Annotated in this window: 28 protein-coding genes; 26 read left to right on the top strand and 2 right to left on the bottom strand. The window is 60.7% G+C overall.

Annotated features, from left to right (window positions below):
* The first annotated feature begins 61 nt into the window (after positions 1–61).
* The 23 genes from dltA (at position 62) to ACX9NZ_RS06105 (ending at position 18,654) form a co-directional block, all read left to right on the top strand.
* The gene (gene dltA, locus ACX9NZ_RS06215; RefSeq protein WP_317439959.1) at positions 62–1,618 is read left to right on the top strand and encodes a D-alanine--poly(phosphoribitol) ligase subunit DltA; all 1,557 of its coding nucleotides are present in this window, start codon (positions 62–64) and stop codon (positions 1,616–1,618) included.
* Positions 1,619–1,626: 8 nt separating this feature from the next.
* Positions 1,627–2,832 (top strand): D-alanyl-lipoteichoic acid biosynthesis protein DltB, encoded by a 1,206-nt coding sequence (dltB, locus tag ACX9NZ_RS06210; RefSeq protein ID WP_317439960.1) that lies wholly within the window; start codon positions 1,627–1,629, stop codon positions 2,830–2,832.
* Positions 2,833–2,894: 62 nt separating this feature from the next.
* Positions 2,895–3,146 carry a D-alanine--poly(phosphoribitol) ligase subunit DltC gene (gene dltC / locus ACX9NZ_RS06205; protein WP_294123917.1) on the top strand — a complete coding sequence of 84 codons (252 nt, stop codon included), beginning with the start codon at positions 2,895–2,897 and terminating at the stop codon, positions 3,144–3,146.
* 47 nt (positions 3,147–3,193) lie between these two features.
* Positions 3,194–3,367: a hypothetical protein gene (locus tag ACX9NZ_RS06200; protein ID WP_233546140.1), complete on the top strand. Its 174-nt coding sequence runs from the start codon at positions 3,194–3,196 to the stop codon at positions 3,365–3,367.
* 33 nt (positions 3,368–3,400) lie between these two features.
* The gene (locus ACX9NZ_RS06195) at positions 3,401–4,078 is read left to right on the top strand and encodes a D-alanyl-lipoteichoic acid biosynthesis protein DltD (protein WP_407495712.1); all 678 of its coding nucleotides are present in this window, start codon (positions 3,401–3,403) and stop codon (positions 4,076–4,078) included.
* The gene (locus ACX9NZ_RS06190; RefSeq protein WP_407495710.1) at positions 4,047–4,589 is read left to right on the top strand and encodes a D-alanyl-lipoteichoic acid biosynthesis protein DltD; all 543 of its coding nucleotides are present in this window, start codon (positions 4,047–4,049) and stop codon (positions 4,587–4,589) included. The genes ACX9NZ_RS06195 and ACX9NZ_RS06190 overlap by 32 nt, the downstream gene beginning before the upstream one ends.
* An 80-nt stretch (positions 4,590–4,669) precedes the next feature.
* The gene (locus ACX9NZ_RS06185) at positions 4,670–5,833 is read left to right on the top strand and encodes an AI-2E family transporter (protein WP_294123915.1); all 1,164 of its coding nucleotides are present in this window, start codon (positions 4,670–4,672) and stop codon (positions 5,831–5,833) included.
* Entirely contained in the window at positions 5,830–9,162 is a 3,333-nt protein-coding gene (locus tag ACX9NZ_RS06180) for an ATP-binding cassette domain-containing protein (RefSeq protein ID WP_118653619.1), read from the top strand. Before ACX9NZ_RS06185 ends, ACX9NZ_RS06180 begins: the two co-directional genes overlap by 4 nt.
* Before the next feature lie 178 nt (positions 9,163–9,340).
* Complete coding sequence (locus ACX9NZ_RS06175) at positions 9,341–10,387, top strand: helix-turn-helix domain-containing protein (protein ID WP_407495707.1); 1,047 nt, start codon at positions 9,341–9,343, stop codon at positions 10,385–10,387.
* A 425-nt stretch (positions 10,388–10,812) separates the two neighbouring features.
* Positions 10,813–11,433, top strand: coding sequence for a 50S ribosomal protein L3 (gene rplC / locus ACX9NZ_RS06170; protein WP_118653618.1), 621 nt, complete (start codon positions 10,813–10,815; stop codon positions 11,431–11,433).
* A 15-nt stretch (positions 11,434–11,448) separates the two neighbouring features.
* The gene (gene rplD, locus ACX9NZ_RS06165; RefSeq protein WP_118653617.1) at positions 11,449–12,075 is read left to right on the top strand and encodes a 50S ribosomal protein L4; all 627 of its coding nucleotides are present in this window, start codon (positions 11,449–11,451) and stop codon (positions 12,073–12,075) included.
* On the top strand, positions 12,076–12,363 hold the full coding sequence (rplW, locus tag ACX9NZ_RS06160; RefSeq protein WP_118653616.1) for a 50S ribosomal protein L23: 288 nt from the start codon (positions 12,076–12,078) through the stop codon (positions 12,361–12,363). It begins immediately after the preceding gene.
* Between the two features lie 165 nt (positions 12,364–12,528).
* On the top strand, positions 12,529–13,359 hold the full coding sequence (rplB, locus tag ACX9NZ_RS06155; RefSeq protein ID WP_118653615.1) for a 50S ribosomal protein L2: 831 nt from the start codon (positions 12,529–12,531) through the stop codon (positions 13,357–13,359).
* Positions 13,360–13,385: 26 nt separating this feature from the next.
* On the top strand, positions 13,386–13,646 hold the full coding sequence (rpsS, locus tag ACX9NZ_RS06150) for a 30S ribosomal protein S19 (RefSeq protein ID WP_006720289.1): 261 nt from the start codon (positions 13,386–13,388) through the stop codon (positions 13,644–13,646).
* Between the two features lie 13 nt (positions 13,647–13,659).
* The gene (gene rplV / locus ACX9NZ_RS06145; RefSeq protein ID WP_102338403.1) at positions 13,660–14,025 is read left to right on the top strand and encodes a 50S ribosomal protein L22; all 366 of its coding nucleotides are present in this window, start codon (positions 13,660–13,662) and stop codon (positions 14,023–14,025) included.
* Between the two features lie 6 nt (positions 14,026–14,031).
* Entirely contained in the window at positions 14,032–14,742 is a 711-nt protein-coding gene (gene rpsC / locus ACX9NZ_RS06140) for a 30S ribosomal protein S3 (RefSeq protein ID WP_006720291.1), read from the top strand.
* Positions 14,742–15,167 (top strand): 50S ribosomal protein L16, encoded by a 426-nt coding sequence (gene rplP / locus ACX9NZ_RS06135; protein WP_006720292.1) that lies wholly within the window; start codon positions 14,742–14,744, stop codon positions 15,165–15,167. The genes rpsC and rplP overlap by 1 nt, the downstream gene beginning before the upstream one ends.
* Entirely contained in the window at positions 15,167–15,382 is a 216-nt protein-coding gene (rpmC, locus tag ACX9NZ_RS06130) for a 50S ribosomal protein L29 (RefSeq protein ID WP_118653614.1), read from the top strand. The genes rplP and rpmC overlap by 1 nt, the downstream gene beginning before the upstream one ends.
* A 14-nt stretch (positions 15,383–15,396) precedes the next feature.
* The gene (gene rpsQ / locus ACX9NZ_RS06125) at positions 15,397–15,663 is read left to right on the top strand and encodes a 30S ribosomal protein S17 (RefSeq protein WP_006723044.1); all 267 of its coding nucleotides are present in this window, start codon (positions 15,397–15,399) and stop codon (positions 15,661–15,663) included.
* Positions 15,664–15,772: 109 nt separating this feature from the next.
* On the top strand, positions 15,773–16,141 hold the full coding sequence (gene rplN / locus ACX9NZ_RS06120; protein ID WP_006720295.1) for a 50S ribosomal protein L14: 369 nt from the start codon (positions 15,773–15,775) through the stop codon (positions 16,139–16,141).
* A gap of 18 nt (positions 16,142–16,159) precedes the next feature.
* Positions 16,160–16,483: a 50S ribosomal protein L24 gene (gene rplX / locus ACX9NZ_RS06115; RefSeq protein ID WP_118653613.1), complete on the top strand. Its 324-nt coding sequence runs from the start codon at positions 16,160–16,162 to the stop codon at positions 16,481–16,483.
* Positions 16,484–16,809: 326 nt separating this feature from the next.
* A complete protein-coding gene (locus tag ACX9NZ_RS06110) occupies positions 16,810–17,901 on the top strand; it encodes a Gfo/Idh/MocA family protein (RefSeq protein WP_407495700.1) in 1,092 nt (363 codons plus the stop codon).
* 6 nt (positions 17,902–17,907) lie between these two features.
* Positions 17,908–18,654 carry a DeoR/GlpR family DNA-binding transcription regulator gene (locus ACX9NZ_RS06105; protein WP_407495698.1) on the top strand — a complete coding sequence of 249 codons (747 nt, stop codon included), beginning with the start codon at positions 17,908–17,910 and terminating at the stop codon, positions 18,652–18,654.
* 125 nt (positions 18,655–18,779) lie between these two features.
* Here the strand turns inward: ACX9NZ_RS06105 and ACX9NZ_RS06100 are convergent, their stop codons facing one another.
* A complete protein-coding gene (locus ACX9NZ_RS06100; protein ID WP_407495696.1) occupies positions 18,780–18,914 on the bottom strand; it encodes a hypothetical protein in 135 nt (44 codons plus the stop codon).
* Between the two features lie 189 nt (positions 18,915–19,103).
* Between ACX9NZ_RS06100 and ACX9NZ_RS06095 the strand changes: the two genes are divergently transcribed.
* The 3 genes from ACX9NZ_RS06095 (at position 19,104) to ACX9NZ_RS06085 (ending at position 22,914) form a co-directional block, all read left to right on the top strand.
* A complete protein-coding gene (locus tag ACX9NZ_RS06095; RefSeq protein ID WP_407495694.1) occupies positions 19,104–19,955 on the top strand; it encodes a MurR/RpiR family transcriptional regulator in 852 nt (283 codons plus the stop codon).
* Between the two features lie 151 nt (positions 19,956–20,106).
* A complete protein-coding gene (locus ACX9NZ_RS06090; protein WP_407495692.1) occupies positions 20,107–21,537 on the top strand; it encodes a 6-phospho-beta-glucosidase in 1,431 nt (476 codons plus the stop codon).
* Positions 21,538–21,555: 18 nt separating this feature from the next.
* Positions 21,556–22,914: a PTS transporter subunit EIIC gene (locus tag ACX9NZ_RS06085; RefSeq protein ID WP_407495690.1), complete on the top strand. Its 1,359-nt coding sequence runs from the start codon at positions 21,556–21,558 to the stop codon at positions 22,912–22,914.
* 538 nt (positions 22,915–23,452) lie between these two features.
* On the opposite strand, the gene ACX9NZ_RS06080 is transcribed toward ACX9NZ_RS06085, so the two are convergent.
* Positions 23,453–26,011 carry a U32 family peptidase gene (locus ACX9NZ_RS06080; RefSeq protein WP_407495688.1) on the bottom strand — a complete coding sequence of 853 codons (2,559 nt, stop codon included), beginning with the start codon at positions 26,009–26,011 and terminating at the stop codon, positions 23,453–23,455.
* Between the last annotated feature and the right edge of the window lie 93 nt (positions 26,012–26,104).

The following is a 26,104-nucleotide window of genomic DNA, read 5'->3' as shown; positions in this document are numbered from 1 at the left end:
GGGGTAGGCTCTAGCGGTCTGTCGAAAACGCGAACGAACGCGGACGGGGAAGTGATATGGCATGAAGTATTTGGAGATGATCGAGGCGGTTGCCCGTGAGCGGCACCATGCTCCGGCGGTGCGCGTGTCGACGGGTGCTGAGTTCGATTACGGCGAGGTGTGGGCGGCGTCCGACGCGCTCGCGGCATATATATCGGCTCATGTCGAACGGGGCGTCCCGGTCATGGTGTACGGGAATAAGGACCCCTTCATGGTGGTGGGATTCCTCGCCTGCATGAAGGCCGGGTGTCCGTATGTTCCCGTCGACTGCACCTCGGTTCCCGCCAAACGCGTCGCGTCCATCGCAAGGCAAATCACGCGCGAAGGGTCGTGTCCGCTGGTTTTGGCTACCGAGGATATTCCGCGTGTCGAGGAGATGCCGCCGCTCACGGTGTTGTCCCAAGACGAGTTCTGTCGCATCGCCGCGACGGGTGGCGAAAGCGATCGCGGGCGTTGGATTGCAGGCGAAGACATCGCCTACATTCTGTTCACCTCGGGGTCGACGGGTGCCCCCAAGGGCGTTGAGATAACCGCAGCGTGCTTTGACAACTTCTGCGCTTGGGACGTGGAGCTCGCCCGTATGGCGGACGAAGGCCGTTCCCTGGGCGCCGTTTGGCTCGATCAGGCGCCTTTCTCCTTCGACCTGTCGGTCTTTGAGATGGCCGGTGCCCTCGCGAGCGGGGGATCCCTCTACTCCCTTGCCTCCGCAACGCAAAGCTCCGCTTCATCCCAGATGAAGGCCCTTGCGGACAGCGGCGTCCAGGTGTGGGTTTCGACCCCATCGTTTGCCGAGCTGTGTCTGGCGAACGTGGAGTTTCGCGATAAGCTCCTGCCCGATCTTCGCCTGTTCATCTTTTGCGGTGAGACGCTCCCCAACATGGTAGCCGCCCATCTTCTCGAGCGCTTTCCAACTGCCCGCATCCTCAACACGTACGGACCGACGGAGTCGACGGTGGCAGTGACCTCGGTTGAAGTCACGGCAGACATGGCGTCTTCCGACGAGCCCCTGCCCGTAGGCGTCCCGCGTCCTGGCACGCGCTTGCGCATCGTGGATGCGGATGGATCCGATTGCGAGCCGGGCGTTTTCGGCGAGGTCGTAATCGAGGGGAACACCGTTGCACGTGGCTACTTTGGCCGCGACGACCTCACCGCGCGGGCATTTGGGCAGGCCGAGCTCGATGGCGAGCAGGTGCGGGCGTACCGCACGGGCGATGAGGGCATGCTCGACGAGGACGGCATGCTTCACTTCCGCGGTCGCCTGGATCTTCAGGTGAAGCTCAACGGCTTCCGCATTGAACTGGGGGAAATAGAGGAGCAGCTGCGCCGGCTCCCCGAAGTCGCCGCTGCCGCGGTGACGGCCACATATCGCGACGGGAAGGTGTCGCACCTGGTGGCGCACGTGGTGCCCGCGCGCCCGCTTGAGCAGACGCCGTTTAGGGAGGGGCTCGCGCTGAAGGAGCGTCTAAAGGCGACGCTTCCGCACTACATGATTCCCAAGAAGGTTGCATTTCGAGATTCACTGCCCATGACGGGCAATGGCAAGCTCGATCGCCGGAGCCTGCAGAGCGCGGGCTGCTAGGAGGACGCATGGGTTTTTATACCTCGCCGTCGTTCTTCATGGCATCTGCCTTCCTGGTGGTGCCCGCCGCCGTTCTCGGCCTCACGGGCAGGTCCATGAGGGCATATGGCATGACGGCGTCGTGTCTGATGATGGCACTGCTGTTTGCCGGGAATCCACAGGGTCTGGCAGCGCTTGGCGTCTTTCTCACTATCGCTTCGCTGGGTGCCTATGCGGTGCATCGCAGCTGGTGTACCGAAGGCGGTGCCAAAAGCCTTGCGGTCTATCGCGCGGCCCTGCTATCCACCATCGTCCCGCTGGTGATCTATAAGGTTGGGGCGGTGTTTGACCGGGACCTGCTGGGGTTCATCGGCATCTCCTATATCACCTTTAAGGCGGTGCAGGTTCTCATCGAGATGCGCGACGGCCTCATCGAGCGCATGGATCCGCTCGACTATCTGTATTTCCTGACCTTCTTCGCCACGTTCACCTCGGGACCGATCGATCGATCCAGGCGCTTCGTCGAGGACATCCACGCCCCTAGACCGCGCTCCGATTACGCCGACCTGCTCACGCGCGGCGTCATGATGATGTTCGCGGGCGCCGCAATGCAACTCGTCCTCGCGACGATTGCGCGGGGGTTCTACGACGCGAGTTGCGCTCCCGCCGGCACGCTCACGCTCGATGCGCTCACTATGCCCGTCGCCTGCCGTGAAGTGCTTCGGGCATATGGGTACGCGGCGTACCTCTTCTTTGATTTCGCCGGGTACTCGCTTATGGCGATGGGCTTGGGACGGTGCTTTGGCATCGCCGTTCCGGCGAATTTTCGCGCCCCGTACATCGCCGTCGATATCAAGGATTTTTGGAACCGCTGGCACATAACGCTGTCGACGTGGCTGCGCGACTTCGTGTTCATGCGGTTCGTTCGCATGGCGACCAAGCGCAAGCTCTTTTCGAGCAGGCTGCAGACGGCGTGCGCCGCCTACATGGTCGACATGGCGCTTATGGGGGCTTGGCACGGATTGACGGTGGACTACCTTGCGTACGGTATCTATCACGGTGTCCTGCTCGCGGTGACGGAGGTCTACCAAAAGCGCAGCTCATTCCATAAGCGCCATCGCAAGGAGGGTTGGTACAAGGTGGCGTCGTGGTTTGTCACCTTGCAGCTCGTGGTCTTGGGGTTCGCCCTGTTCTCAGGGCAGGTCTCGGGCCTGATTGCGGCGGCGTTAGGCTGACGATGAGCTCGTCGGCATATAGACAAGGCGCCTGCGTGGCGCATGAGAGAAAGGAATTTCCCATGGCAATGGACAAGAACGAGATCGAATCCCGGGTACTCGAGATGCTCGAAGAGATCTGCGATGACGAGGCGGTGCGCGAGGAACGCGATGTCGACCTGTTCGAGGCGGGTCTGCTCGACTCGCTCGCGGCCATCGAGGTGCTCGTTGGCATTGAGGAGAACTTCGGGATCGAAATCGCGCCCACGGCGGTTGAGCGCAAGGAGATGAACACGGTAAACAAGATCATCGAGCAGATCGCGGTGCGCCTGTGAGCGCCTCCGGAGGGCGTTTTGGGCGAACCGGGAGTGCGGTGTCACCCGTGGCGTCCGTGTCGCATGTGGTGGAGCGCGTGCGAGCATGGTGGTATGGGGGCTCGGTTTCTGCGGCGATCGCCTGGACGTGCGCGCTTGTGGCACTCGCCGCCCTGCTTGTGTGGTTTTTCATCTGCTCTCCGTACGGCGCGCCGGCTTCTCCGGTTTACGCCGAGTTTTAGCATGCGACCGATAGCGAGAGGAGGGAGCATGATATGAAGCGTCTCATTGCGGTATGCGCCGCGCTTGCGCTGATTTCGAGTGCCGGTGTTGCCTTTGTGTGCGCGGGTGGCGTGCGCGCCCTGCCGCCTTCGGACTTGAGGACGGCGTATCCCAGTTACGCGGAGGTTGCGAGCTGGGATTTCATGGCGGGCGAGTACGATGCGCTCCGAAGGGGTGGAGACGACCCGCGGCTTATTCTCGGCTCTTCCGAGCTCAATTCGGCCCCTGCGAGCCCCGCTCATCCGGGCCGTCTGTTCGCCGATGGGCGATATGGCGTCACCTCGGTTGTGGCGGGGCGGGCTGGCGTCAATGACCTGTGGCAGGCGATTGAGGTTGGCGCGTTCGCTCCCCATATGCCAAAGGGGAGCCGTCGCGTCGTCATCTTTGCGAGCATGCAGTGGTTCATGTGCTATCGGGATCCGGCGAGTACCTTTCCCGGCGTGTTTTCGCAAGGCGCCTACGATGCGTTCATGGCGAACCCCTCCATTTCGCGTGAGATGAAGGCTCGTGTTGTCGAGCGCGTGCGAACATATGGCGTTGAAGATGCCGACGGGAGCGCCTCCACGCCTTTGGGATTCGTGAACGCCGCGGATCGCGCTGCGGCCTCCGCTCGCCTCCGACCTGCGCCTCGCGCAGTCGTTGCGCGCGGATGGGGCGGGGGAGCCGCATGACCCCAAGGCGAGTGCGGGCAAGCAGGGCACCGCGGGAGGAAAAACCGCCGCGCTCGATTGGGGCGCGCTCATCGAGGAGGGTAAGCAGCGTGCGTCCAAGGGCTCGTCTAACAACGAGTATGGTTTTTACGATGGCTGGTACGAGAAGAAGTTCGCAGCCTGGCTCGACGGTGCCCAGCGCGCCTGGCACGTGGACGACGGCGTGTACTTCAGCCAGCAGGAATACGAGGATTTCGAGCTCATGCTCGACGTTTGCCGGCAAGTGGGCGTAGAGCCGCTCATCGTTATCCAGCCCGTCAAGGGCAAGGCGTACGACCAGACCATCTACACGCGGGAGGTGCGCGAGGCGTACTACACGACGATCCGCGCGATATGCGATCGCATGGACGTGGAGGTCGCCGATTTTTCGGGATACGAGTACGATCCGCTGTTTCTGCGCGACTATTCGCATCCGTCCGCCTATGGCAGCGCCCTATACTCCCAGGCTATCTATGACTTTTGGACGCGCTAACCACGGCGATTTGGGTATAAACAGTTGATATGCACGAGGCGTCCGTCAGGACGGACGCGAGACCAGACCGAAAGGGCCTCATGTTCGATCAGCAGACCCGCCGCATCGCTTTGCTCATCGCCTTTGGCGTGTGCCTGCACGTCGCCGTTTCCCATCTCGACGTGGTACTGGGTGCCCTGTCCGCGATCGTCGACATCTTGTTCCCCGTTCTACTTGGCCTGGGTTTCGCCTTCGTTCTGAACGTGCCCGTTTCGGGCATGGAGCGCTTGCTTGCTCGTCTTACCTCCCGGCTGCCTGAGAAGCACCGGCCTCGCCCGGGCACCGTCACCATGGCGAGCATCGTCATCGTGCTCATCCTCATCGCAGGCGTCGCCGTACTTGCGGTGACCATGCTCGTCCCTCAACTCGTCGCCTCTGCCAAGACGATCGCGCCGTTGCTTGCCGAGCGCCTTCCCGAGATCGAGCGGGCGCTCGCCGAGAGCGGCTTCGACGTCGACAGGCTCGCCAAGGTGTTCCAACACTCCAGCTCCTCCGCGGCCGATGGTTCTGCGTCGGGGCTCGAAGGATTACTGAGTTTCGGCCTCGGGTCGGTCGCGACCTCGGTGTTCGCGGCGGCGCGCTCGACGGTCTCGGTTATCTCCAGCACCGTGTTCGCCTTCGTGATCGCCGTGTACGTCTTGGCGAGCAAACGCACGCTCGGCCGTCAGGTGAATCGCGTCATGGACGCCCATCTCGATGCGGGTCACGCCGCGCGGATCCGCCATGTCGCGCATCTCGCCTCGGACACGTATTCCAAGTTCCTTTCCGGCCAATGTGTCGAGGCATGCATTCTGGGAACGCTGATATTCCTCGCGTTCTCCGTGGTTCGCTTGCCCTATGCCGGGCTCATCGGCTTCTTGACGGCCCTGTTCGCCTTCGTGCCATACGTGGGCGCGTTCGCCTCGTGCGCGATCGGCGCGTTCCTCACGCTGCTCGCCTCGCCCGAGCACGCGCTGCTCTGCGTCGTCGTCTACCTGGCGGTTCAGTTCGTCGAGAACCAATTCATCTACCCGCACGTGGTGGGCTCCTCCGTGGGGCTTTCCGCCCTGTGGACGCTCATTGCCGCGCTCGTGGGCGGCAACCTGTTTGGCATCGTGGGCATTGTGTTCTTCATTCCCATTGTGGCGGTGCTCTACGAATTGTTCAGGGAGTGGACGAACGCGCGTCTTGCGGAGCGCGGCGCGGCGGGGGAGGCCGATGCATGATTGAGATTCGCGATATCGCCAAGACGTATACCACGGGCGATCTGGTTCAGCGTGCGCTCGACGGCGTTTCGGTGACCTTTCGTGACAACGAGTTCGTGGCGGTGCTCGGGCCATCCGGCTCAGGCAAGACCACCTTTCTGAACATCTTGGGCGGATTTGACCACGCCGACTCCGGTGACATCGTGGTCAACGGCATCTCCACGCGTGACTACGGTGACGCCGAGTGGGACACCTATCGTAACCACCGCGTGGGCTTCATCTTCCAGAGTTATAACCTCATCCCGCACCAGACGGTGCTCGCCAACGTCGAGCTTGCTCTCACCCTGGCGGGCATCGCGCCGGCCGAGCGCACGCGCCGGGCGACGGCAGCGCTCGAGCGCGTGGGTCTGGGCGGCCATATCAACAAGAAGCCTGCCCAGCTCTCGGGCGGTCAGATGCAGCGCGTCGCGATTGCCCGCGCGCTGGTGAACGACCCTGAGATCGTGCTGGCCGACGAACCCACGGGTGCCCTCGACACTGAGACGGGCATCCAGGTCATGGACCTGCTTGCCGAGGTCGCGCGCGAGCGGCTCGTGATTATGGTTACGCACAATCCGCAGCTCGCTGAAGACTACGCCACGCGCGTCGTGCGCATCCAAGACGGTCGTATCGTGGACGACACGCGTCCGGTGGGCGAGAAGGAGCTTGCCGAGGGACTGGCGGAAGGGGCGGGCCGCGAGACGTCCACTGACCCCAAGAAGCGCTCGTCCATGAGCCTGCTCACGGCGCTGTCGCTCTCCTTCAACAACCTGATGACCAAGAAGGGCCGCACCATCATGACGGCCTTCGCGGGTTCGATCGGCATCATCGGCATCGCGGCGATCCTGGCGCTCTCCAACGGTGTGAACGGCTATATCGCCAAAGTCGAGCAAGACACGTTGTCGAGCTATCCGCTCACCATTGCCCGCCAGAGCTACGACCTCACGAGCATGATGACGGGCGACGCGGGCACTTCTTCGGGCGAAGATACCGCCGGCGCGGCGGGGGAGGGCACGGCCGGTGACGACACGGCTTCCGCCTCGCACGATGACGCCCAACCCGAGCCTGGTGATAAGATTCCCGTGTTCACCATGCTCTCCGACATGTTCGCCAGCGTGAAGTCGAACGACATGGCGAGCTTCAAGGCCTTCCTCGATAAGGACGCCGATGAGCTCGAAGGAGAGGTGTCCGCCATCCAATACGATTACGGCATCACGCCGCTCGTGTACCGCGCGGACGAGGGTGCCGATCCGGTCCAGGTCTCGCCCAACGCCTTGTCCACGGCTATGACCGGCGGGGCGAGCTCTGCCGCCATGGCGGGCACGATGATGACGGGCACCACCGCCTTCAACGAGATGATTGACAATCCCGAGTTGCTCGACGAGCAGTACAACGTGGTGGCCGGTCGTTGGGCGCGCGAGGCCGATGAATGCGTGCTCGTGCTCTCTGCCCGCGGCAAGATTTCCGACTACACGCTTTACAGCCTCGGCGTGCTCGACCCCTCCGAGCTCGATCGCATGGTGGACGGCGCCATGAGCGGCTCGGGTGAGATCGATGTGCCCGAGGTCGACGTGGACTTCACCTACGAGGATGCCCTGGGGACGAGCTTCAAGGTGCTGACCGCCTCCGATTTCTACCGCAAGAACGCCGAGACGGGCGGTTGGACGGACATGTCCGATGACGCCTCGTTCGTAGGGCAACAGGTCGCGAACGGCCTCGACCTCAAGGTCGTGGGTGTGGTGCAGCCGAGCCCTACGGCCAAGTCCGCGGCGCTCTCGCAGGGCATCGCCTACACGCATGAGCTCACCGACGAGCTCATGGAGCGCGCTGCGAATTCCGAGATCGTCAAACAGCAGCTTGCGCACCCCGAGGTCGACGTGTTCACCGGCAAGCCCTTCGCCACCCTGCAGGAGGAGGCGAAGCAGGGCGTGGACCTGGCGAGTTTGTTCATCGTGGACGAGGCGGGCCTCAAGTCGGCGTTCAAGATCGACGAGAAGGCGTTGGGCGCCGGGCTCGACCTGTCTGGATTCGACTTTGCAGGGCTGAACTTGGGCGGCGTCGATATCGACCTTTCCGGGGCGCTCGGCTCGCTCGATCTCGACGCGATCTTGGCCAACCCGCCGCAGCCCGATCTATCCGAGATTTGGGGTGACTTGAGTGACGGCGACCTGCTCACACGCGAGCAGCTTGAGGCGTCAATGCAAGCGGCGTATGCGTACTCGAGTGGTTTCGTGGCATGGCTCGAAGGCAACGGCGGGGATCTCAGGCCCGATGACCCCGACTTCGCCGCCAAGTTGCTCGAGGCGTTTGCCTCGTATAACAACGCGGAAGAGGCTCAGGCGCAGCTTGCCATCATCGCAAAAAACGCGGGCGAGCCGGTGGCGGAGCGCTTGCAGGAGGCGATGCGGCCCTATATCGAAAACCAGCTTGCCCCGTATATGACCGAGGCATTCTCCCAGATGCTCGATCAGGCGGGGGAGAAGATCGGCGCCGCGATCGCCTCCCAGCTCCAGACGGGGCTTGGCCAGGCGATGGCAGCGGTTGCCCCGCAGCTCGCGCAGCGCCTTGCGGCGAATATGCAACAGGCGTTCTCGGTTGACGGCACCGCGTTCGCGAATGCGATTCATTTCAACATGGATGCCGAGGACCTGTCATCGCTCATGACCAGCTACGCGAACGCCGGCAAGCTCACGTATAGCAACAATCTCTCTACGTTGGGATACGCCGATCCGTCCGACCCGCAGTCGGTGAGTATCTACCCCGTCGACTTTGAGGCCAAGGAGGTTGTGCTTTCCGCGATTGATCGCTACAACGAGGATATGCGCGCGGCGGGCGAGGACGACAAGGCGATCGTCTACACCGACTACATGGGTGTGCTCATGGGCAGTGTCACGAGCATCGTCAACATGATCTCGCTTGTGCTCATCGCCTTCGTGAGCATTTCGCTCGTGGTGAGCTCCATCATGATCGGCATCATCACGTATATCAGCGTGCTGGAGCGCAAGAAGGAAATCGGCATTCTGCGCGCGATGGGTGCGTCCAAGCGCAACATCGCCAATGTCTTCAACGCCGAGACTTTCATCGAGGGCCTCATTGCCGGCGTGTTGGCGATAGCCGTGGTGGTGCTGGTGTCGTTCCCGGTGAACGCGTGGGCGCTCGCGAACCACCAGATCGAGAACGTCATGCAGTTGCCGGTGGCGTCCGCGCTCGGGCTCATCCTCATTAACGTGTTGCTCACCGTGGTTGCGGGCCTCATCCCGAGCCGCAACGCCGCCCGCCGCGACCCGGTGGAGGCGCTGAGAAGTGAGTAAAACCTCAATTTGGGGACAGGCACTTTTTGAGGTCGAGAAAGCGCGGGGGACTGAGTTAACTAACAGTTAGGTTTCCTGGCTCAAACATGAAGACGTCTCAATTGTGCGAACGATCGCCAGCTGGTGAAATAGTCAGTGAGCAGCTGCGACGCATACACTTTGCACGAAGGGACGAACCATGCATATTTCCGAGGTCATCCGTAACCGCCGACGCGGGCTGGGCTTGACGCAGGAGCAGGTGGCTCAGCGCCTGGGGGTTTCTGCGCCGGCAGTCAACAAGTGGGAGCGTGGCATGAGCTACCCGGATATAACGCTGGTCCCCGCTCTCGCACGCCTGCTCGAGACAGACGCCAATACCCTCCTGTCGTTCGAACCCGAGTTGAGCCAAGAGGTGAACCTCGAAATTCAACGCGAGGTTGACCGGCTGGTCCGAGAGGATGGGTACGAGGCAGGCTTCGCATACGCGCAGGAGCGGATGCGCCTGTATCCGGCAAGCGATGAGCTCGCCATCGTGCTCACGCAGTACCTGGACGGCGCGCTCACACTCTTTCAGGTTGAGGAGCCAGATAGGTATCGTCCCACGCTAGACAAAGCTTACGAACGGCTGTCCCAAAGCACGCTGCCCGAAGCCCGAGAGCAGGCGTGCGGCATGCTTATCGCCCGCGCTATGCAGGAAGAGCGCTATGAGGATGCGCAACGCCTGCTCGACACCATTCATCAGCCGCAGATTGACAAGGAGGAGCGCCAGGCGATTCTTCTTATGCGCCAAGGCCATGATGAGGAGGCGGCGCGTGCGTGGGAGGCGCGCCTGATTAGAATGTCGGCCGACCTTATGGGGACGGTCAATAGCATTATCGAGATTGCCTTGCGCGAGGACCGCGTGGACGATGCACTCGCATGCGCCCACCGCGCGCAAACGCTATTTGAGGTACTCAACCAGCCTGGATGGATGGGACTCGTGCCCAGCTTGACCGTTGCGGTTGCAACAAAGGATACGAATGAGACGTTTGATTTGCTTGAGCAGATTATGTCGTCTCTGCATGGTGCCGACGCCGGCGCTCTTAAGAGTCCTTTGTATCGTTTCACCAACTTTAATGACTTGACGCAGCTAACCTCGCAAATGGGCACCGTGATGCTGGCCGGTGTTCAAGCGGATGAGGAGTACGCGTTTTTACGCGAGGCTCCCGGCTATGAGGCCTTTCTTAACAAGTGGAATTCACGGTAAGTTTCGAGTACGTCGCTGCCCGGACGGGGGCGGCCGAGGTTTTCGTAGAATCCGCACGCAAAGGAGAGCCCAGTGGGCTCTCCGTCTTGCGCAGGACCTGACCGAGCGAAAACCTCGGCCGCCCCCGTCCGGGGCGTCGCGGGGCGATATGGGGCGACGGCAACAGCCGGCCGCACTCTCGCCAACCGCCCTCACCTGCAAAAACATTGCGAAGACAATATGGAGACGCCCGTGGGCGTGTATACTAATCAAGCTGTGTCCACTAGGAGGATTCTGCCTAGGCCATCTACCTGCGCATTTGGGTTGCCGCGCACGAAAGGCCGAGACGAATGCAAGGAGTGGCGCGCAAGTCCGTATGTGGTCCTCTAGGGGCACGCGCAAGGGGCGCGTGCAATGTCCCAAGACCACCGAGAGTTGGAGATCGAATGATCAACATGATTCTCGGCCGCAAGATCGGCATGACCCAGGTTTGGGACGAGGACGATAACGTCGTCCCCGTCACGGTCATCCAGGCTGGCCCCTGCACCGTCTCGCAGGTTAAAACTGAGGCGACCGACGGCTACAACGCCGTCCAGATCGGCTTCGGCGACATCAAGTCCAAGCACGTGAACAAGCCCATGGCTGGTCACTTTGCTAAGGCTGGCGTCGAGCCCGTCCGTTACCTTCGTGAGGTCCGCGTCGAGAATGGCGAGGAGCACAAGGTCGGCGACGTCGTCACCGTCGCCGATTTCGAGAACGTCGCCAAGGTCGACGTCATCGGCACCTCCAAGGGTAAGGGCTTCCAGGGTCGCATCAAGCGCTGGAATCAGCACCGCGGCCCCATGACCCACGGTTCCCACATTCAGCGTCACCCCGGCTCCATCGGCCAGTGCGCCTACCCGGCCCGCGTCCTCAAGGGCGTCAAGATGGCCGGTCACATGGGCAACGCCCGCGTGACTGTGAAGAACCTCTCCGTTGTCCGCATTGATGCTGAGCAGAACCTCATGCTTGTCAAGGGCGCTGTGCCCGGTGGCAAGAACGGTCTGGTCGCCATCCGCATGGCGTAAAGGAGGACCGTCGCTATGTCTAAGTTTGAAGTGAAGAACGTCGAGGGCAAGCAGGTCGCCGAGGCCGAGCTCGCCGACGCCGTGTACGGCATCGAGCCGAACGTGCACGTCATGCACCACATCGTCACGTGCCAGCAGGCCTGCTGGCGTCAGGGCACCCAGTCCACCAAGGGCCGTTCCGAGGTCTCCGGTGGCGGCAAGAAGCCGTGGCGTCAGAAGGGCACCGGCCGTGCCCGTCAGGGTTCCATCCGCGCCGCCCAGTGGCGTGGTGGCGGTGTGATCTTTGGGCCCAAGCCCCGCACCTATGTGAAGCGCATGAACAACAAAGAGGTCAAGCTCGCCATGCGTTCCGCCCTGTCCGCCAAGCTCCGCGACAACGAGCTCGTGCTCGTGGACGACTACGGTTTCGAGAAGCCGTCCACCAAGGCCGCTGTCGCCATGCTCAAGGCTCTGGGTCTCGAGGGCAAGCGTCTGACCATCATCGTTCGCGAGGATGACATCAACGCCTATCTCTCCTTCCGCAACATCCCCAAGACGTGGATCATCACGCCCGCCGAGGCCAACACCTATGACCTCATCAACAACGGTGCGCTGATCATGCCCGCCGACGTCGCCGCTCACTTCGGGGAGGTGCTCGCCTAAATGACCGCTCACGAGATCATCATCCGCCCGATCGTGTCCGAGCGTTCCTACTCCGCCATGGAGGAGAACAAGTACACGTTCGAGGTCGCCAAGAACGCCAACAAGTTCCAGATCAAGGACGCTATCGAGGAGCTCTTCGGCGTGAAGGTTGTTCGCGTCAACACCCTGAACGTCAAGCCCAAGACCAAGCGCGTTCGCTACGTCGCTGGCAAGACCCGTTCTTGGAAGAAGGCCGTCGTCACGGTGGCCGAGGGTCAGACCATCGAGGTCTTTGGCGCCCAGGCGTAATTCACGCCTACGTTAGTTCTTGACGCTTGCCTCTCGTGTAGGGGAGGCAAGCTCAAGTGCTCCGTGCGTAAAAATAGGAAACGCCCGGAGCCGTGGTAATCCGGTGTCACTGCATCCGCATCCCAGCTTGCAGTGGCCAACGGACCGATATGAAAGGGATAAGGAATGGCTGTAAAGCACCTTAAGCCGACCAGCGCCGGCCGTCGCTGGCAGACGATCGCGGACTTCTCCGAGATCACCTGCACCACGCCCGAGAAGTCTCTTCTCGAGCCGTTGCCGGTCAAGGCTGGTCGTAACAACGCCGGTCGCATCACCATGCGTCACCAGGGCGGCCGCGTTAAGCGTCAGTACCGCGTTATCGATTTCAAGCGCAATAAGGATGGCGTGCCGGCCAAGGTCGCTACCATCGAGTACGACCCGAACCGTTCCGCTCGCATCGCCCTGCTTCACTACGTGGACGGCGAGAAGCGCTACATCCTGGCCCCCAAGGGCCTCAAGGTCGGCGACACCGTCGTTTCCGGTGCCGGCGCCGACATTAAGCCGGGCAATGCCATGCCGCTGTCCGAGATTCCCGTGGGTACCCTCATCCACGCAATCGAGTTCCAGCCTGGCAAGGGTGCCGCTATCGCCCGTTCCGCTGGTACCGCTTGCCAGCTCATGGGCAAGGAGGGCAAGTACGCGATCATCCGCATGCCTTCCTCCGAGATGCGCCGTGTCCTCGTGACCTGCCGTGCCTCCATCGGTGAGGTCGGCAATGCCGAGCACTCCAACATCGTGATCGGCAAGGCCGGTCGCCATCGTAAGATGGGCGTCCGTCCGACCGTCCGTGGTACCGTCATGAACCCGGTCGATCACCCGCACGGCGGTGGCGAGGGTCGTTCGCACACCTCCGGTCGTCCGTCCGTCTCTCCGTGGGGCACTCCCTCCAAGGGCTACCGCACCCGCAACAAGAAGAAGACGTCCAACGACCTCATCATCCGTCGTCGCAAGAAGTAATCGATACTCGTTAGGAGAAAGCACTTATGAGCAGAAGTCTCAAAAAGGGCCCGTTCGTAGAGGCGCGCCTCCTCTCGCGTATCATCGCGATGAACGAGGCTGGCAAGAAGGACGTCGTGAAGACCTGGTCCCGCGCGTCCACCATCTTCCCCGAGATGGTCGGCCACACCATCGCCGTCCACGACGGTCGCAAGCATGTTCCCGTGTACGTCACCGAGTCCATGGTCGGTCACAAGCTGGGCGAGTTCGCGCCCACTCGTACGTTCCGTGGCCACAAGGCCAAATAGGGGGTTTAGGTAAATGGCTACTACTTCCACCGAGACCCGCGAGGTCCGCGCTACGGCCAAGTACGTGCGCGTTTCCCCCGGCAAGGCTCGTCTCGTGATCGACCTGATCCGCGGCAAGAACGTCGCTCAGGCCTTCGATATCCTTCACTTCTGCACGCGCTCCGTCGCTGTTGACGTGGAGAAGGTCCTGCGCTCCGCCGTTGCCAACGCCGAGCACAACAACCAGATGCGCGCTGACGACCTGTTCGTCAAGGCCGCGTATGTCGACGAGGGCCCCACGCTTAAGCGCATCCGTCCTCGCGCCAAGGGCTCCGCTTCCCGCATCCTCAAGCGCACGAGCCACATCACTGTCGTCGTCGCTCCTCGAAAGGAGGCTTAAAGCGTCATGGGTCAGAAAGTCTATCCTACCGGCTTCCGTCTTGGCATCACCGAGAACTGGCGCTCCCGCTGGTTCGCTGAGAAGGATTACGCCAAGACTCTCGGCAACGATATCGAGATCCGTCGTTTCCTCGAGAAGCGCCTCGCCCGTGCCGCCGTCTCCCGCGTTGAGATCGAGCGTGCCGGCGACAAGGTGAAGGTCATCATCCTCACCGCCCGTCCTGGTGTCGTCATCGGCAAGAAGGGCTCCGAGATCGACGGTCTCCGCACCGAGCTCGAGCGTGTCGCCGGCGTTACCAAGGGCAACCTCTCCGTCGACGTCATCGAGGTCAAGCGTCCCGAGCTCGACGCCGTTCTGGTTGCTCAGTCCATCGCCGAGCAGCTCGAGGGCCGTGTGGCCTTCCGCCGCGCCATGCGCAAGGCCGTCCAGTCCGCTCGCAAGGCCGGCGCCAAGGGTATTCGTATCCAGTGCTCCGGTCGTCTCGGCGGCGCCGAGATGGGCCGTCGCGAGTGGTACCGCGAGGGTCGCGTGCCGCTGCACACCCTCCGCGCTAAGATCGACTACGGCACCGCCACCGCTCACACCACCATGGGCTCCTGCGGCGTCAAGGTCTGGATCTACCAGGGCGAGAAGCTCCCGGGCCAGCCTGTTCCGAACATGGCTCTCGAGGGTACCTCCCGTCCGCGTCGTCGCAACAACGATAGGAGGAATCAGTAATGCTCGCTCCTAAGCGTATTCTTCACCGCAAGGTGCAGCGTGGCTCCATGAAGGGCCAGGCCAAGGGCAACACCGAGCTCCATTTCGGTGAGTACGGCATCGTCGCCCTCGATCGCCACTGGATCACCAACCGTCAGATCGAGGCCGCTCGTATCGCCATGACCCGCTACATGAAGCGTGGCGGCAAGGTTTACATCACCATCTTCCCGGATAAGCCCATCACGAAGAAGCCTGCGGAGACTCGCATGGGTTCTGGTAAGGGTAACCCCGAGGAGTGGGTGGCCGTTGTCAAGCCGGGCCGCGTTATGTTCGAGATCGCCGGCGTGTCCGAGGAGATCGCTCGCGAGGCCCTGCGTCTTGCCCAGCACAAGCTGCCGATCAAGACCAAGATCATTACCCGCGCTAAGAACGGGGAGGACAAGTAATGAAGCCCGCAGAGATTCGTGAGCTTTCCGACGAGGCCCTGGCTGAGAAGCTGAAGGATTGCCGCGCCGAGCTCTTCAACCTTCGTTTCCAGATGGCCACCAGCCAGCTGGACAACACCGCTCGCGTGAACACCGTGAAGAAGGACATCGCTCGTGTCCTCACGGAGCAGCGTGCCCGTCAGATTGCAGCGGAGAAGTCCGCTGCCACCAAGTAGCGCAAGGAGAGATAATGGCTGAAGCAACTGAGCGCAACGCGCGCAAGGTCCGCCAGGGTATCGTTTCCTCCATCATGGGCAACAAGAGCATTGTTGTGACCACCACGGAGCGCAAGCGTCATCCCAAGTACGGCAAGATGATGACCAGCACCAAGAAATTCCACGTCCACGACGAGGAGAACACGGCCGGCGTTGGCGACACCGTTCGCATCATGGAGACCCGTCCGCTGTCCGCCACCAAGCGTTGGCGTCTTGTCGAGATCATCGAGCGCGCCAAGTAAGCTTGTTGAAGTAAACCCTCCGGTGACGTGCGCCCGTCCGAGTGCCATTTAGGTACTCGATCAGGGCGGTCGCACCTCTCGCCGGCTTAGGTTCGGAAAGGTTCCAACCATGATTCAGATGCAAACCATGCTGAACGTTGCCGACAACTCTGGTGCGCGCAAGGTTCGTTGCATTAAGGTGCTGGGCGGCTCTAAGCGCCGTTACGCCGGCATCGGTGACGTCGTCATGGCCGCCGTGCAGGAGGCCACGCCCGGCGCGAACGTCAAGAAGAAGGATGTCGTGCGCTGCGTTATCGTGCGCACCGTCAAGGAGGTCCGTCGCAAGGACGGTTCCTACATCCGCTTCGATGACAACGCTGCCGTCGTCATCAACAAGGATGGTTCGCCTGTCGGCACCCGTATCTTCGGGCCCGTCGCTCGCGAGCTTCGTGACAAGAAGTACATGAAGATCGTCTCGCTCGCACCCGAGACCCTCTAACGTAAGGGAGAGACCACTATGTCTATGTCCATCAAGAAGGGCGACAAGGTCGAGGTGCTCTCCGGTAAGGATCGCGGCAAGCAGGGCGTCGTCCTGCGCGCGCTGCCTTCCGAGGGCAAGGTTATCGTCGAGGGCGTCGCTGTCGCCAAGAAGGCCGTCAAGCCCAACGGTGCTGGCCAGCAGGGCGGCATCGTCGACAAGGAGATGCCGATCGACGTTTCCAACGTCCAGCTCATCTGCCCCGAGTGTGGCAAGCGCACCCGTGTTGGCCACGAGGCCGGCGAGCTCGACGGTCACAAGACCAAGCTCCGCATTTGCAAGAAGTGCGGTCACAAGTTCTAAGGATTAACTCCTAGAACTCCCACCGGAAGACCCCTCCGAGGCCCTCCCGGCGGTTTCACGCAAACGTCCTCGGAGTCGCGCTTCGCGCGGCTCCTACGGAATGTTTGCTTAGAAACCGCCGTCCGGGCCTCGGAGGGGTCTTCCTGCGTTTACGGGGTTACGCGTCCCTGGCGCGAATGGTGGAATCGGAGCCAGGTTCCATTTGCTGTAATAGTAATTGGCTCGGCCAAAAACGCGCAGAAGTACGCAGAAATACGCAATACTGTGCTATGCTGCTTCTCAAAAGATGCGCAATGGGTGCATCTGCACGTGGCGAGAGGATTGCTATGGCTATCGAGCGCGACATGACATCGGCGGCACCAAAGGACGCGGCGGCGGCTGCAAAAGCCGCCTTTGAGGCGGTGGCGGGCAAGCCGTTCCCGAACGACATCTTCACCGCACCTCACCTGAACTGGGCGATCATCGGCTGCGGTGTGATCGCCAACCAGTTCGCCCAGTCCTTGGCGCTCGCCGGGCGCACCGTGTACGGTGTCGCCAATCGCACGCACTCCAAAGCCGAGGCGTTTGCCCGTGAGTATGGCGTCGAGCGCGTGTACGACTCCTTCGAGGAGCTCTATGCCGATCCGAACGTCGATTGCGTGTATATCACCACGCCGCACAACACGCACATCACCTATCTTCGTGCCGCGTTGGCGGCCGGGAAGCATGTCCTATGCGAGAAGGCCATCACACTGAACTCCGCTGAGCTCGCCGAGGCGCGCGCCATTGCAGATGAGCATGGCGTCGTCCTCATGGACGCGACGACGGTTCTCCATATGCCGCTGTACGTCGAGCTTATGCGCCGCGCGGAGGCCGGTGAATTCGGCCGCCTGCGCCTTGCGCAGGTGAATTTCGGAAGCTTTCACGATTACGACGATGTCTCGAACCGCTTCTGGAACCGGGGCCTCGCGGGCGGTGCCATGCTCGATATCGGCGTGTACGCACTCTCCGTCGCCCGTCTGTTCATGGAGAGCCAGCCGAACGAGGTCGTGTCCCTCGCCAATCTCTTCGAGACGGGAGTGGACGAGGAGGGCGGATTCGTGACGCGCAATGCACAGGGCCAGCTCGGTGTGTTCTCCTTAAGTATGCACGCCAAGCAGCCTAAGCGCGCGACCCTGTGTTTCGACGAATGCTATATCGAGGTCATGTCGTATCCACGCGCCGATCGCGCCGTGATCACCTGGACGGCGGACGGGCATCGCGAGGAAGTCAAGGCGGGCGTTGAGGCCTACGCGCTTTGCTACGAGGCTGCCGACCTTGAGAGCGCCGTCGCCGGAGGCGCCTCCAAGCTCAAGCTCATCGACTACGCCTCCGATGTCATGGAGACCATGACACGCTTGAGGGCGGATTGGGGCGTCGTGTACCCCGAAGAGGAGTAGGCGCATATGCTTGCCGACGATCGACTCAGCGCCATCGTGCGGATGGTGACCGAAGCAGGGTCAATGAGCGTTGTGGACCTCGCCGAGGCCCTGGATGTGACGGCATCGACCATTCGTCGAGATTTGCAGACCCTCGATCGGGCGCATCGTTTGGCGAAGGTTCACGGCGGAGCGACGAGTCTCGAGCGGGCGCACATCGCACGTGACCTCACCATACCCGAGCGAAGCGGACTGCATGTCGATGACAAACGGGCCATCGTGCGAGCGGCTGCGTGCCTGATCGAGCCGGGTTCGTTCGTCTACATCGATTCGGGGTCGACGACGCTGCAACTCGTATCATGCGTCCCCGCCGATGCCGACGTCGCTTACGTCACGAATTCGGTAGGACATGCCCGCCGCTTGATGGAGCGGGGATGCCGCGTGATGGTGACGGGCGGCGAGCTCAAGCCGGAGACCGAGGCGCTCGTGGGGCCCGATGCGACCGCGATGCTGGCGCGTTATCGGTTCGCATGCGGCTTTTGGGGTGCCAACGGCATAAGCCAAAAGCACGGCATGACCTCGCCCGATCCATTGGAGGGCGAGGTCAAGCGTGTGGCGATGGGACAGGCCTCGAGACGCTACGTGCTTGCCGATGCGAGTAAGTTCGGCATGGAGGCAGCGGTGAGCTTCGCCACGCTCGACGATGCGGAGATCATCACCGCCGGCGACGTACCCGACGAGTATGCTCACCTGTCAAATCTCGTGCGCGTGTAGGGGATTCGAGGAGGAAGAGGAGGGAAAGAAGGGGCGACGATGACGGCACCTCTTCTTGTGAGGGCGACTCGGTATTGCGCGGTATACTTGAGGCGAAAGGGAGATGGGAGGTCGCTGTGTCGGTCTTAGCAGAGAAGATCGCGGCAGATGATGCCACCTACGGGAGCAGCTGTGAGGCCATTGACGTCGTTCGAGAACTCGAGCATCGTCGAGCTCTTGCAAAACGCGATGCCTCCCGTTTGCGCGACGGAGACAGTCATCTTCAATCTCTGATCGAGTCACGTCGTCATGTATAGATATCGGATCGATGTTCTGGCGCAACGAGAGCTTGAGCAGGTCGGTGACATTTATGAGGGGTATTTCGTCGATCTCGGTGACTATGAAAAGGGCGTTGTGTGGGCAGACCGATCGCTCACACTGCTCATCATCGAATGTGACAGAGTAAGGACATGAACGCTTTAGAACATCTTCGCCGAGAAGAACATTTCACTGAAAATGAGAAGCAGATTGCGCACTATATCCTAAAACAGCCGGAAGCGGCGACGAGGATGTCATCGCGCGAGCTCGCGCGAGAAACGTTTACCTCACCTACGTCAGTGTTGCGTTTCTGCAAAAAACTGGGATTTCAGAATTACAACGATTTCAAGGTCAATATCGTCTCCGAATTGAAGAGCATTGATCTGGCAAGCACTATAGTCTCGCGGAACGAGAACGCTTTGTTGGTGCTGGGAAAAATGGCAACGTTAGAGGCTCAAGTCATTAAGGAAACGATGCGTCGGGCGTCCCCCGAGGCTCTTGAAGGAATTGCGAAGCATCTGGCAAAAACGCGTTATATCGACATCTTTGCTCGCGATGCAAATGCGGAAATTGGGCGATATGCTTCTCATAATTTCTTTATGGCGGGAAAGATATGCACCGTTTATAAAGATCTGGACAAGATGATGTTCAACGCGTTCGAACTTCCCACCGACCATACGCCGTTTCTCATCAGCAAGTCGGGCACCGATCGAGCCATCATTGAGACGGCGGCCCAGCTCACCGAAAGAGGTGTGCCCACAATTGCGATGACGGCAGACTTAGATTCACCGCTGGCGCGTGCATGCAACTTTGCACTCGAGGGGTTTTATTACCCCGAATACGACAAGTTCGGCGATATCGTGTTTGCCAGTGCGGCGAAGTACCTGTTCGATGCCCTACTCGTAATGACCTTCTCCAAGGATTACGATCACATCATGGAGTTGAACGGCAAGTATGACGCCTTGTATTACGAGCGCCTTGATCGCGCTCGTCAGGGAATGTAGCGCCCCTGACCTTATAATGGCGCAATGTAACGTTCCGTGCGTTCACGTGCACGAGGCCGGCGTAACGATGCTCCAAATTGCCTGATACCGTCATATGTGAGATAACTCGCTTGATAGCATCCTGGTTGTCCAATCAATCAAGGGAGACAGGATGCTTCGAAGCGACTTCTTATGGGGCGGCGCAGTCTCTGCGCATCAACTTGAGGGTGCCTACCTCGAGGACGGCAAGGGCCTGTCGGTCGCCGATGTACTGACGGCAGGGGCTCACGGCGTATCGCGTCGTATTACCAGTGGTGTCGTCGAGGGGGAATGTTACCCCAATCACGGCGGTATCGATTTCTATCATACGTTTGAGCAGGATATTGCCCTGTTTGCCGAGATGGGCTTTAAATGTCTGCGCACCTCGATTGCCTGGACCCGCATTTTTCCTACGGGTATCGAGCATAAACCCAATGAGGCAGGTCTGGCATTTTACGATCGTCTATTCGATTGCATGATTGCTCACGGTATTCAGCCCGTGGTGACACTCTCCCATTTTGAGATGCCTCTTTATCTGGCAGATGAGTGTGGTGGCTGGCTCAACCGTGTGCTCATCGATCATTTCACTCGCTTTGCTCGAGTGTGTCTGGAGCGATATCACGAGAAGGTTACGTATTGGATGGCCTTTAATGAGATTAACAACCAGCACAACTTTAGCAACGATGTGTATGGTTGGACCAACTCAGGTGTGAAGTTCTCCAAGGAGAAAGACCCTCGTCGCGCGATGTTGCAGGCTGCTCATTATCAGTTTGTTGCTTCGGCCATCGTGACACGTATAGCCCATGAAATTGATCCCAAAATTAAGATGGGATGCATGGTTGCCGCTGATGTGGTGTACCCCTTGAGTTGCCATCCGGAGGATGTTCTCCTGGCAAACGATGCGATGCATTCGACTTACTACTTCACTGATGTGATGGTGCGCGGAGCATATCCCAACTATGCGAAGCGCATTCACGAGGAGCTATCGGAGCCTCTTGACATAACCAATGACGATCTTGCCGCTCTGACGAGCGGAACGGTCGACTACGTTGGCTTCTCGTACTACATGAGTAACGTCGTTGACCACTCTGCGCACGTTGATGTGTCCGACTCGGTCTCTTACAGTGACGAGCACATGGTTTCCAATCCGTATCTTGAAGCGAACGAGTGGGATTGGCAGATTGATCCTCGGGGTTTGCGATATGCGCTCAAAGCTTTTGATGAGCGCTACGGACTGCCCCAGTTTATCGTCGAGAACGGAATAGGCATTATTGAGACGCTCGATGAGAACCAAACGGTTGAGGATGACGAGCGCATCTCATTTCTGGGCGAGCACATCAAGCAGATGAAATTGGCCGTCGAGGAGGATGGCGTTGATTTAATCGGTTACACCGTGTGGGGCTGCATCGACTTGGTTTCATTTACGACCGGTGAGATGCGCAAACGCTACGGCTTTATCTACGTCGATAAAAACGACGACGGAACGGGAAGTGGTCAGCGGTTTAAAAAGAAGAGTTTCGATTGGTATCAACGGGTTATCGCATCCAACGGAGAAGACCTATAGATTGGGGAGAAGAGAAACATGAAATTCGAACAAGAGGCGAAGCAGATCGTCGAGCTAGTCGGTGGTCGCGAGAACATGCAATCTGCCGTACATTGTGTTACGCGTCTGCGTTTTAAGCTCATTGATGAGAAAAAAGCGGCAACCGATGAGATTGAGGCGCTACCGTACGTGCTCAAAGTCATTAAGAGTGGTGGCCAATATCAGGTGGTGATCGGCCCCGAAGTGCCCGAATACTACCATGCAGTATGCGAGGTCGCAGGCATCAGCGCGAGTGCTCAGGTTGAGCAGGACGATGAGATACAGGCTCCCGCTGGGAAGCAAAGCCCGGTTGATGCGGTCCTTAAGGTCATTTCTGGCGCATTCTCACCCATTATCCCGCTTATGGCAGGGTCGGGCATGGTCAAGGCGGTTTTGACGCTTCTTGTGACAGTCGGCTGGATGTCTGATGCGAGTTCCACATACCTTGTGTTGTCCGCCGCTGGCAACGCGTGTTTCTACTTCCTGCCCGTTTTCCTTGGCTACACGATTTCCAATCAGCTGGGAGCTAATCCGTTTGTGGGTGCGGCGATTGGCGCGGCTCTGCTCGAACCCAGCTTTACGGGTCTCGTGGGTGTCGAAGGGACTGACTTCCTTGGCATCGGGCTGCAGGCTGTAGGATACGGCTCCACGGTGTTCCCCATTTTCATCGCAGCGACGATCTACAGCTTCCTTGATCGCGCGTTGCGCAAGATCGTCAATAAGGACCTACAGTACTTTCTAGTGCCTATGGTTTGCCTGATGGTCATGGTTCCGTTTACCGCTCTGCTATTCGGACCTTGGGGCAATGCGGTGGGCAACGCGGTTGCTGCGTTCGTGAACTGGCTTTTTGCCAGCTCCAAGTTCGTTGCCGGACTTGTTCTGGGCGCCGTGTACCCCTACCTCACCATGCTCGGACTGCACTGGGGCTTCACGCCCATCACACTTCAGAATCTAGATGCGTTTGGCGGCGACGTTATCGAGGGTGTGTGCGTGTGCGCTGTATGGGCGCAGATCGGTATCGCCATCGGCTGCTGGCTGCGAGCCCGCAAGGGTTCTAAGATGCGCGACGTTGCGGGACCGACTGCCGTTACTGGCTTTTTTGCAGGCGTGACGGAGCCAATTTTGTACGGCCTAATTATGAACAGTAAACGTCTCATGGCGGCTGTCGCAATTGCCGGTGGCCTGGGCGGCGCCTTCAACGCTGCGATTGGAGCCACCATGGATTCTTACGTGTTTCACAACATCATTTCCGTTGTGACGTTCTGCTACTCTCCGATGCCGCTGGTCTGTGTCGGCATGATGATTTCGCTGATTGCCGGTATCGCTCTGGCGTACTTGTGGGGCGCAGCGGAGGAGTAACTTCTCCAGTACGGTGCATGTTTCAAAATCGAATTGCCGATTGGGGTGTCCTGGGATGGGTGCCTTGATCGGCAATTTGTTTAGATGCCTTGGCAGTTTTGATGCGTCGCAATAAGGATGAAATCGGTTTAAGGTAGAAAGAGATGTTGAAGGCAGATTCCATGAATGAAGTTCCCTTGGGTTCTGCCGTCGCTGCTATGGCCATATGCGCCGTAGTCGAGGACAAGTCGTTCTCTGTCGACATCTTCGCTGCGTCTGGACTCAAATGGGTGGTCGATGGGTGTGGCGTCACTGCAAACCAGATTGCGCAGCTTCTTGTGCGTGCGAATTGTAAGACGCATGGAATCAAGAACTGTGCGTGTGCCAGGGCCGACACCTTTTTAGCCACAAATCGGGCGATTTTGTAACGAATAATTGGAAGTGTCGAGTAGGCGGCTGTTTTGAGTGAACGTGACCTGCGGTTTTGTTCACTCGAACGGCCGTCTACTCAGGTCGTTTCGCTATTCGTTACAAAATCGCCCGAATTGTGGCAGTGAGGCTACTCGACGCCCTGGAAGAGGCATCCTGAGCTTGATCCGGGCATGCGCTTGTCGGGCGTGCGGCCTGCGAGCGCGGCGTCGAGCGCCCGCTTGGCGCGCGCGACGCCGCGGGCGAGCTCGTCTGCGTCCATGAGGGTGCCGTCGACCAGGAATCTCGTGACACCCGCGTGCAAAAGCGCCGGGATCTGGGGAGTGGCGTCCAAGGCGACGCCGTCGTACAGGTGGCTGCGACCGTTGAGTCCCGTGCGCACGGGGAGCATGCGCCCGTCGATGTTCTTGAGCCTGAAATCGCGCGTGCGCAGGCGGCAGTTTGCGCAATCGTGGATGCAGGCGCCCGCAACCTGTAGGATGCAGTGCTCGCTCGTCATGACGCGCGGCGCGCCGAGGACCATGAGGCCGAGCTCCATGCTGCCGCGATGGGGTGCGATGCGCTCGATTTCGGCAAGCGTAAGTTCGGGGGAGAGCCATGCACCCGCAGCACCGCGCTCGGCCAGCGCCCGCATGCACGCCACGTTGTGGACGGGGATGCAGCTGCGGAGTTCGACGGATGTGCCGCGCTCGGCGCCGAGAGCGAATTCTGAGATGGTGCCCACGGCGACAGGGCTCCCCGGCAAAATCCAAGGGTCGAGGCGCTCGTGGTCCATCTGACGGGAGACCTCGTCGAGCACGGGGATGATGCCGCGCTCGCATCCATCGACGGGGGAGAGTCCCGCGGCGAGCAGGTCGTCGACGGACATGTACATGCGGGTCGCACCGGCAGCGCGCGCGGCGGCCGCCTGGTCGGTCGAGGTGACGAGCGCGCAGATCTCCGGGCTTGTGTTCGGGGCCGGTGCGCATTTGGCGTCGTCGCGGGACGGGGCTGACGCAGAATTTGAGAGGCTTGGGTCGACGCGCTCAGGAGCGACAGCCAAGCAAGAATCAGCGGTAATCGCAATTGCCGCGAAATCGAGCGGAGCGCCGCTGCGCCGACGATCGAACGGGGTGAGGATGGCGCGCTCGAGCGCTTCGCACGCTGCTGCGCGCACTTTGTGCACGGCGGAGAAGCCCATACCGCAACCCTCATCGAGCTGAATATCGAAGGACACAGCCTCGAAGGGGGAGGAGCCCATACGGCCCACGTGCTCGATAAGGTCCTCTGCGGTGACTGCCTTGGTTCGCGCGGGCTCGACGATGAAACCCTCGGCGCGACTGATGATCGAGGGGTCGTCGGCGCAGCTCAACTCGACGGCGAAGGGCTCGCCGATGCGGGAGATGACACGGCCGTCGACCGCGCGTTTGCGAGCGACGGGCCGTTTGAGTGCCGCCTCGGCGGCATCGAGGGCGGCCTGACTACGGATGAGGCGCACGCGGGCGCCCGCGGGCATGGGGCGCGCCGTGCGGCACTCGATGACGTCGTCTGCGCACGCGTCGTCGGGCGCGAGGGCGGTGAGGAACTGGTCGAACTCGTCATCGTGGCGGAGCTCGAGCAAATCACCCTTGCCGACCGGCTCGGAAAGGCGCAGGCGGGTCCATGCGGCGCGCCGGCGCTTGTCGTCGGGCTTGAGGCCCTTTGTGTTGCCGAGCGGTTTGCTGCCGAGGACCTCGCCTACGATCTGGCCGCGGTTATTCGAGCACTCATAGCTCATCATCTCGTCGCCCGAGCGCCCCTCTTGATACTCGGTGGTGAAGTCGCGATTGAAGCAGCGCTTGAGCTGGCGATAGCGCGCCTGCGCGGTCTCTTCCAAGATCTCGCGGCCCGCGAGGATGTCGTCGAGCTGCGCGCGGTAGGCGCTCACGATGGAGTGCACGTAGTCGGGGGCCTTCATGCGCCCCTCGAGCTTCAGCGCATGCGCCCCGGCGTCGAGCAGACGGGGCAGCATGTCGGCCGTGCAGGTGTCACGCGGGCAGAGCGCTCGCTCGCGCCCGGGCTTGGACCAGGAGCGACCCGTTTCATCAATGAGCTCGTAGGGCAGCCGACAGGGCTGCGCGCACATGCCGCGGTTAGCCGAGCGCCCTCGGGAGGTGAAGCTGGAAAGGAGGCAAACGCCCGAGTAGCAAAAGCAGATGGCGCCGTGGGAGAACACCTCGAGCTCGATGTCCACCGCGTCGTGGATCGCGGCGATCTCGTCAACAGAAAGCTCGCGGGAGAGCGTGACGCGGTCCGCACCTGCGGCCTTGCACCAGGCGGTTCCGCGGGCGTCGTGAATGTTCGCCTGCGTGGAGATGTGCGTCTCCACCTCGGGCATGAGGCGGCGGATCTCGAAGAACAGCCCCCAGTCCTGGATGATGAAGGCATCGGCGCCGAGCCCCCAACAGCGCTCGACGAGCGCCAGAGCTTGCGACATCTCCTCGTCCTTGATGACGATGTTAACCGTCACGTACACGCGCGCGCCCGCCAAGTGCGCCGCCCGACAGGCGGCCTCGAACGTCTCGTCAGTGAAGTTATCGGCCTTGCGACGCGCATTGAACGACCCCATGCCGCAGTAGATGGCGTCGGCCCCGGCCGCCAGTGCCGCGTAAAACGGCTCCGGTCCGCCCGCAGGTGCCAGCAATTCAGGTTTGGAAGAATAGGAACGCATAGGGACTCCTGGAATAAAATGAATGCTCGATAAGTATACCTATATGGATTTGTGGATTTAGCTGCATACATCAAGTTGCGGTCGCATTCCGTC

Source organism: Collinsella sp. BM28 (assembly GCF_054551995.1).
Note: the sequence above shows the minus strand (reverse complement) of the source record. Positions and strands in the feature narration are given on the sequence as shown.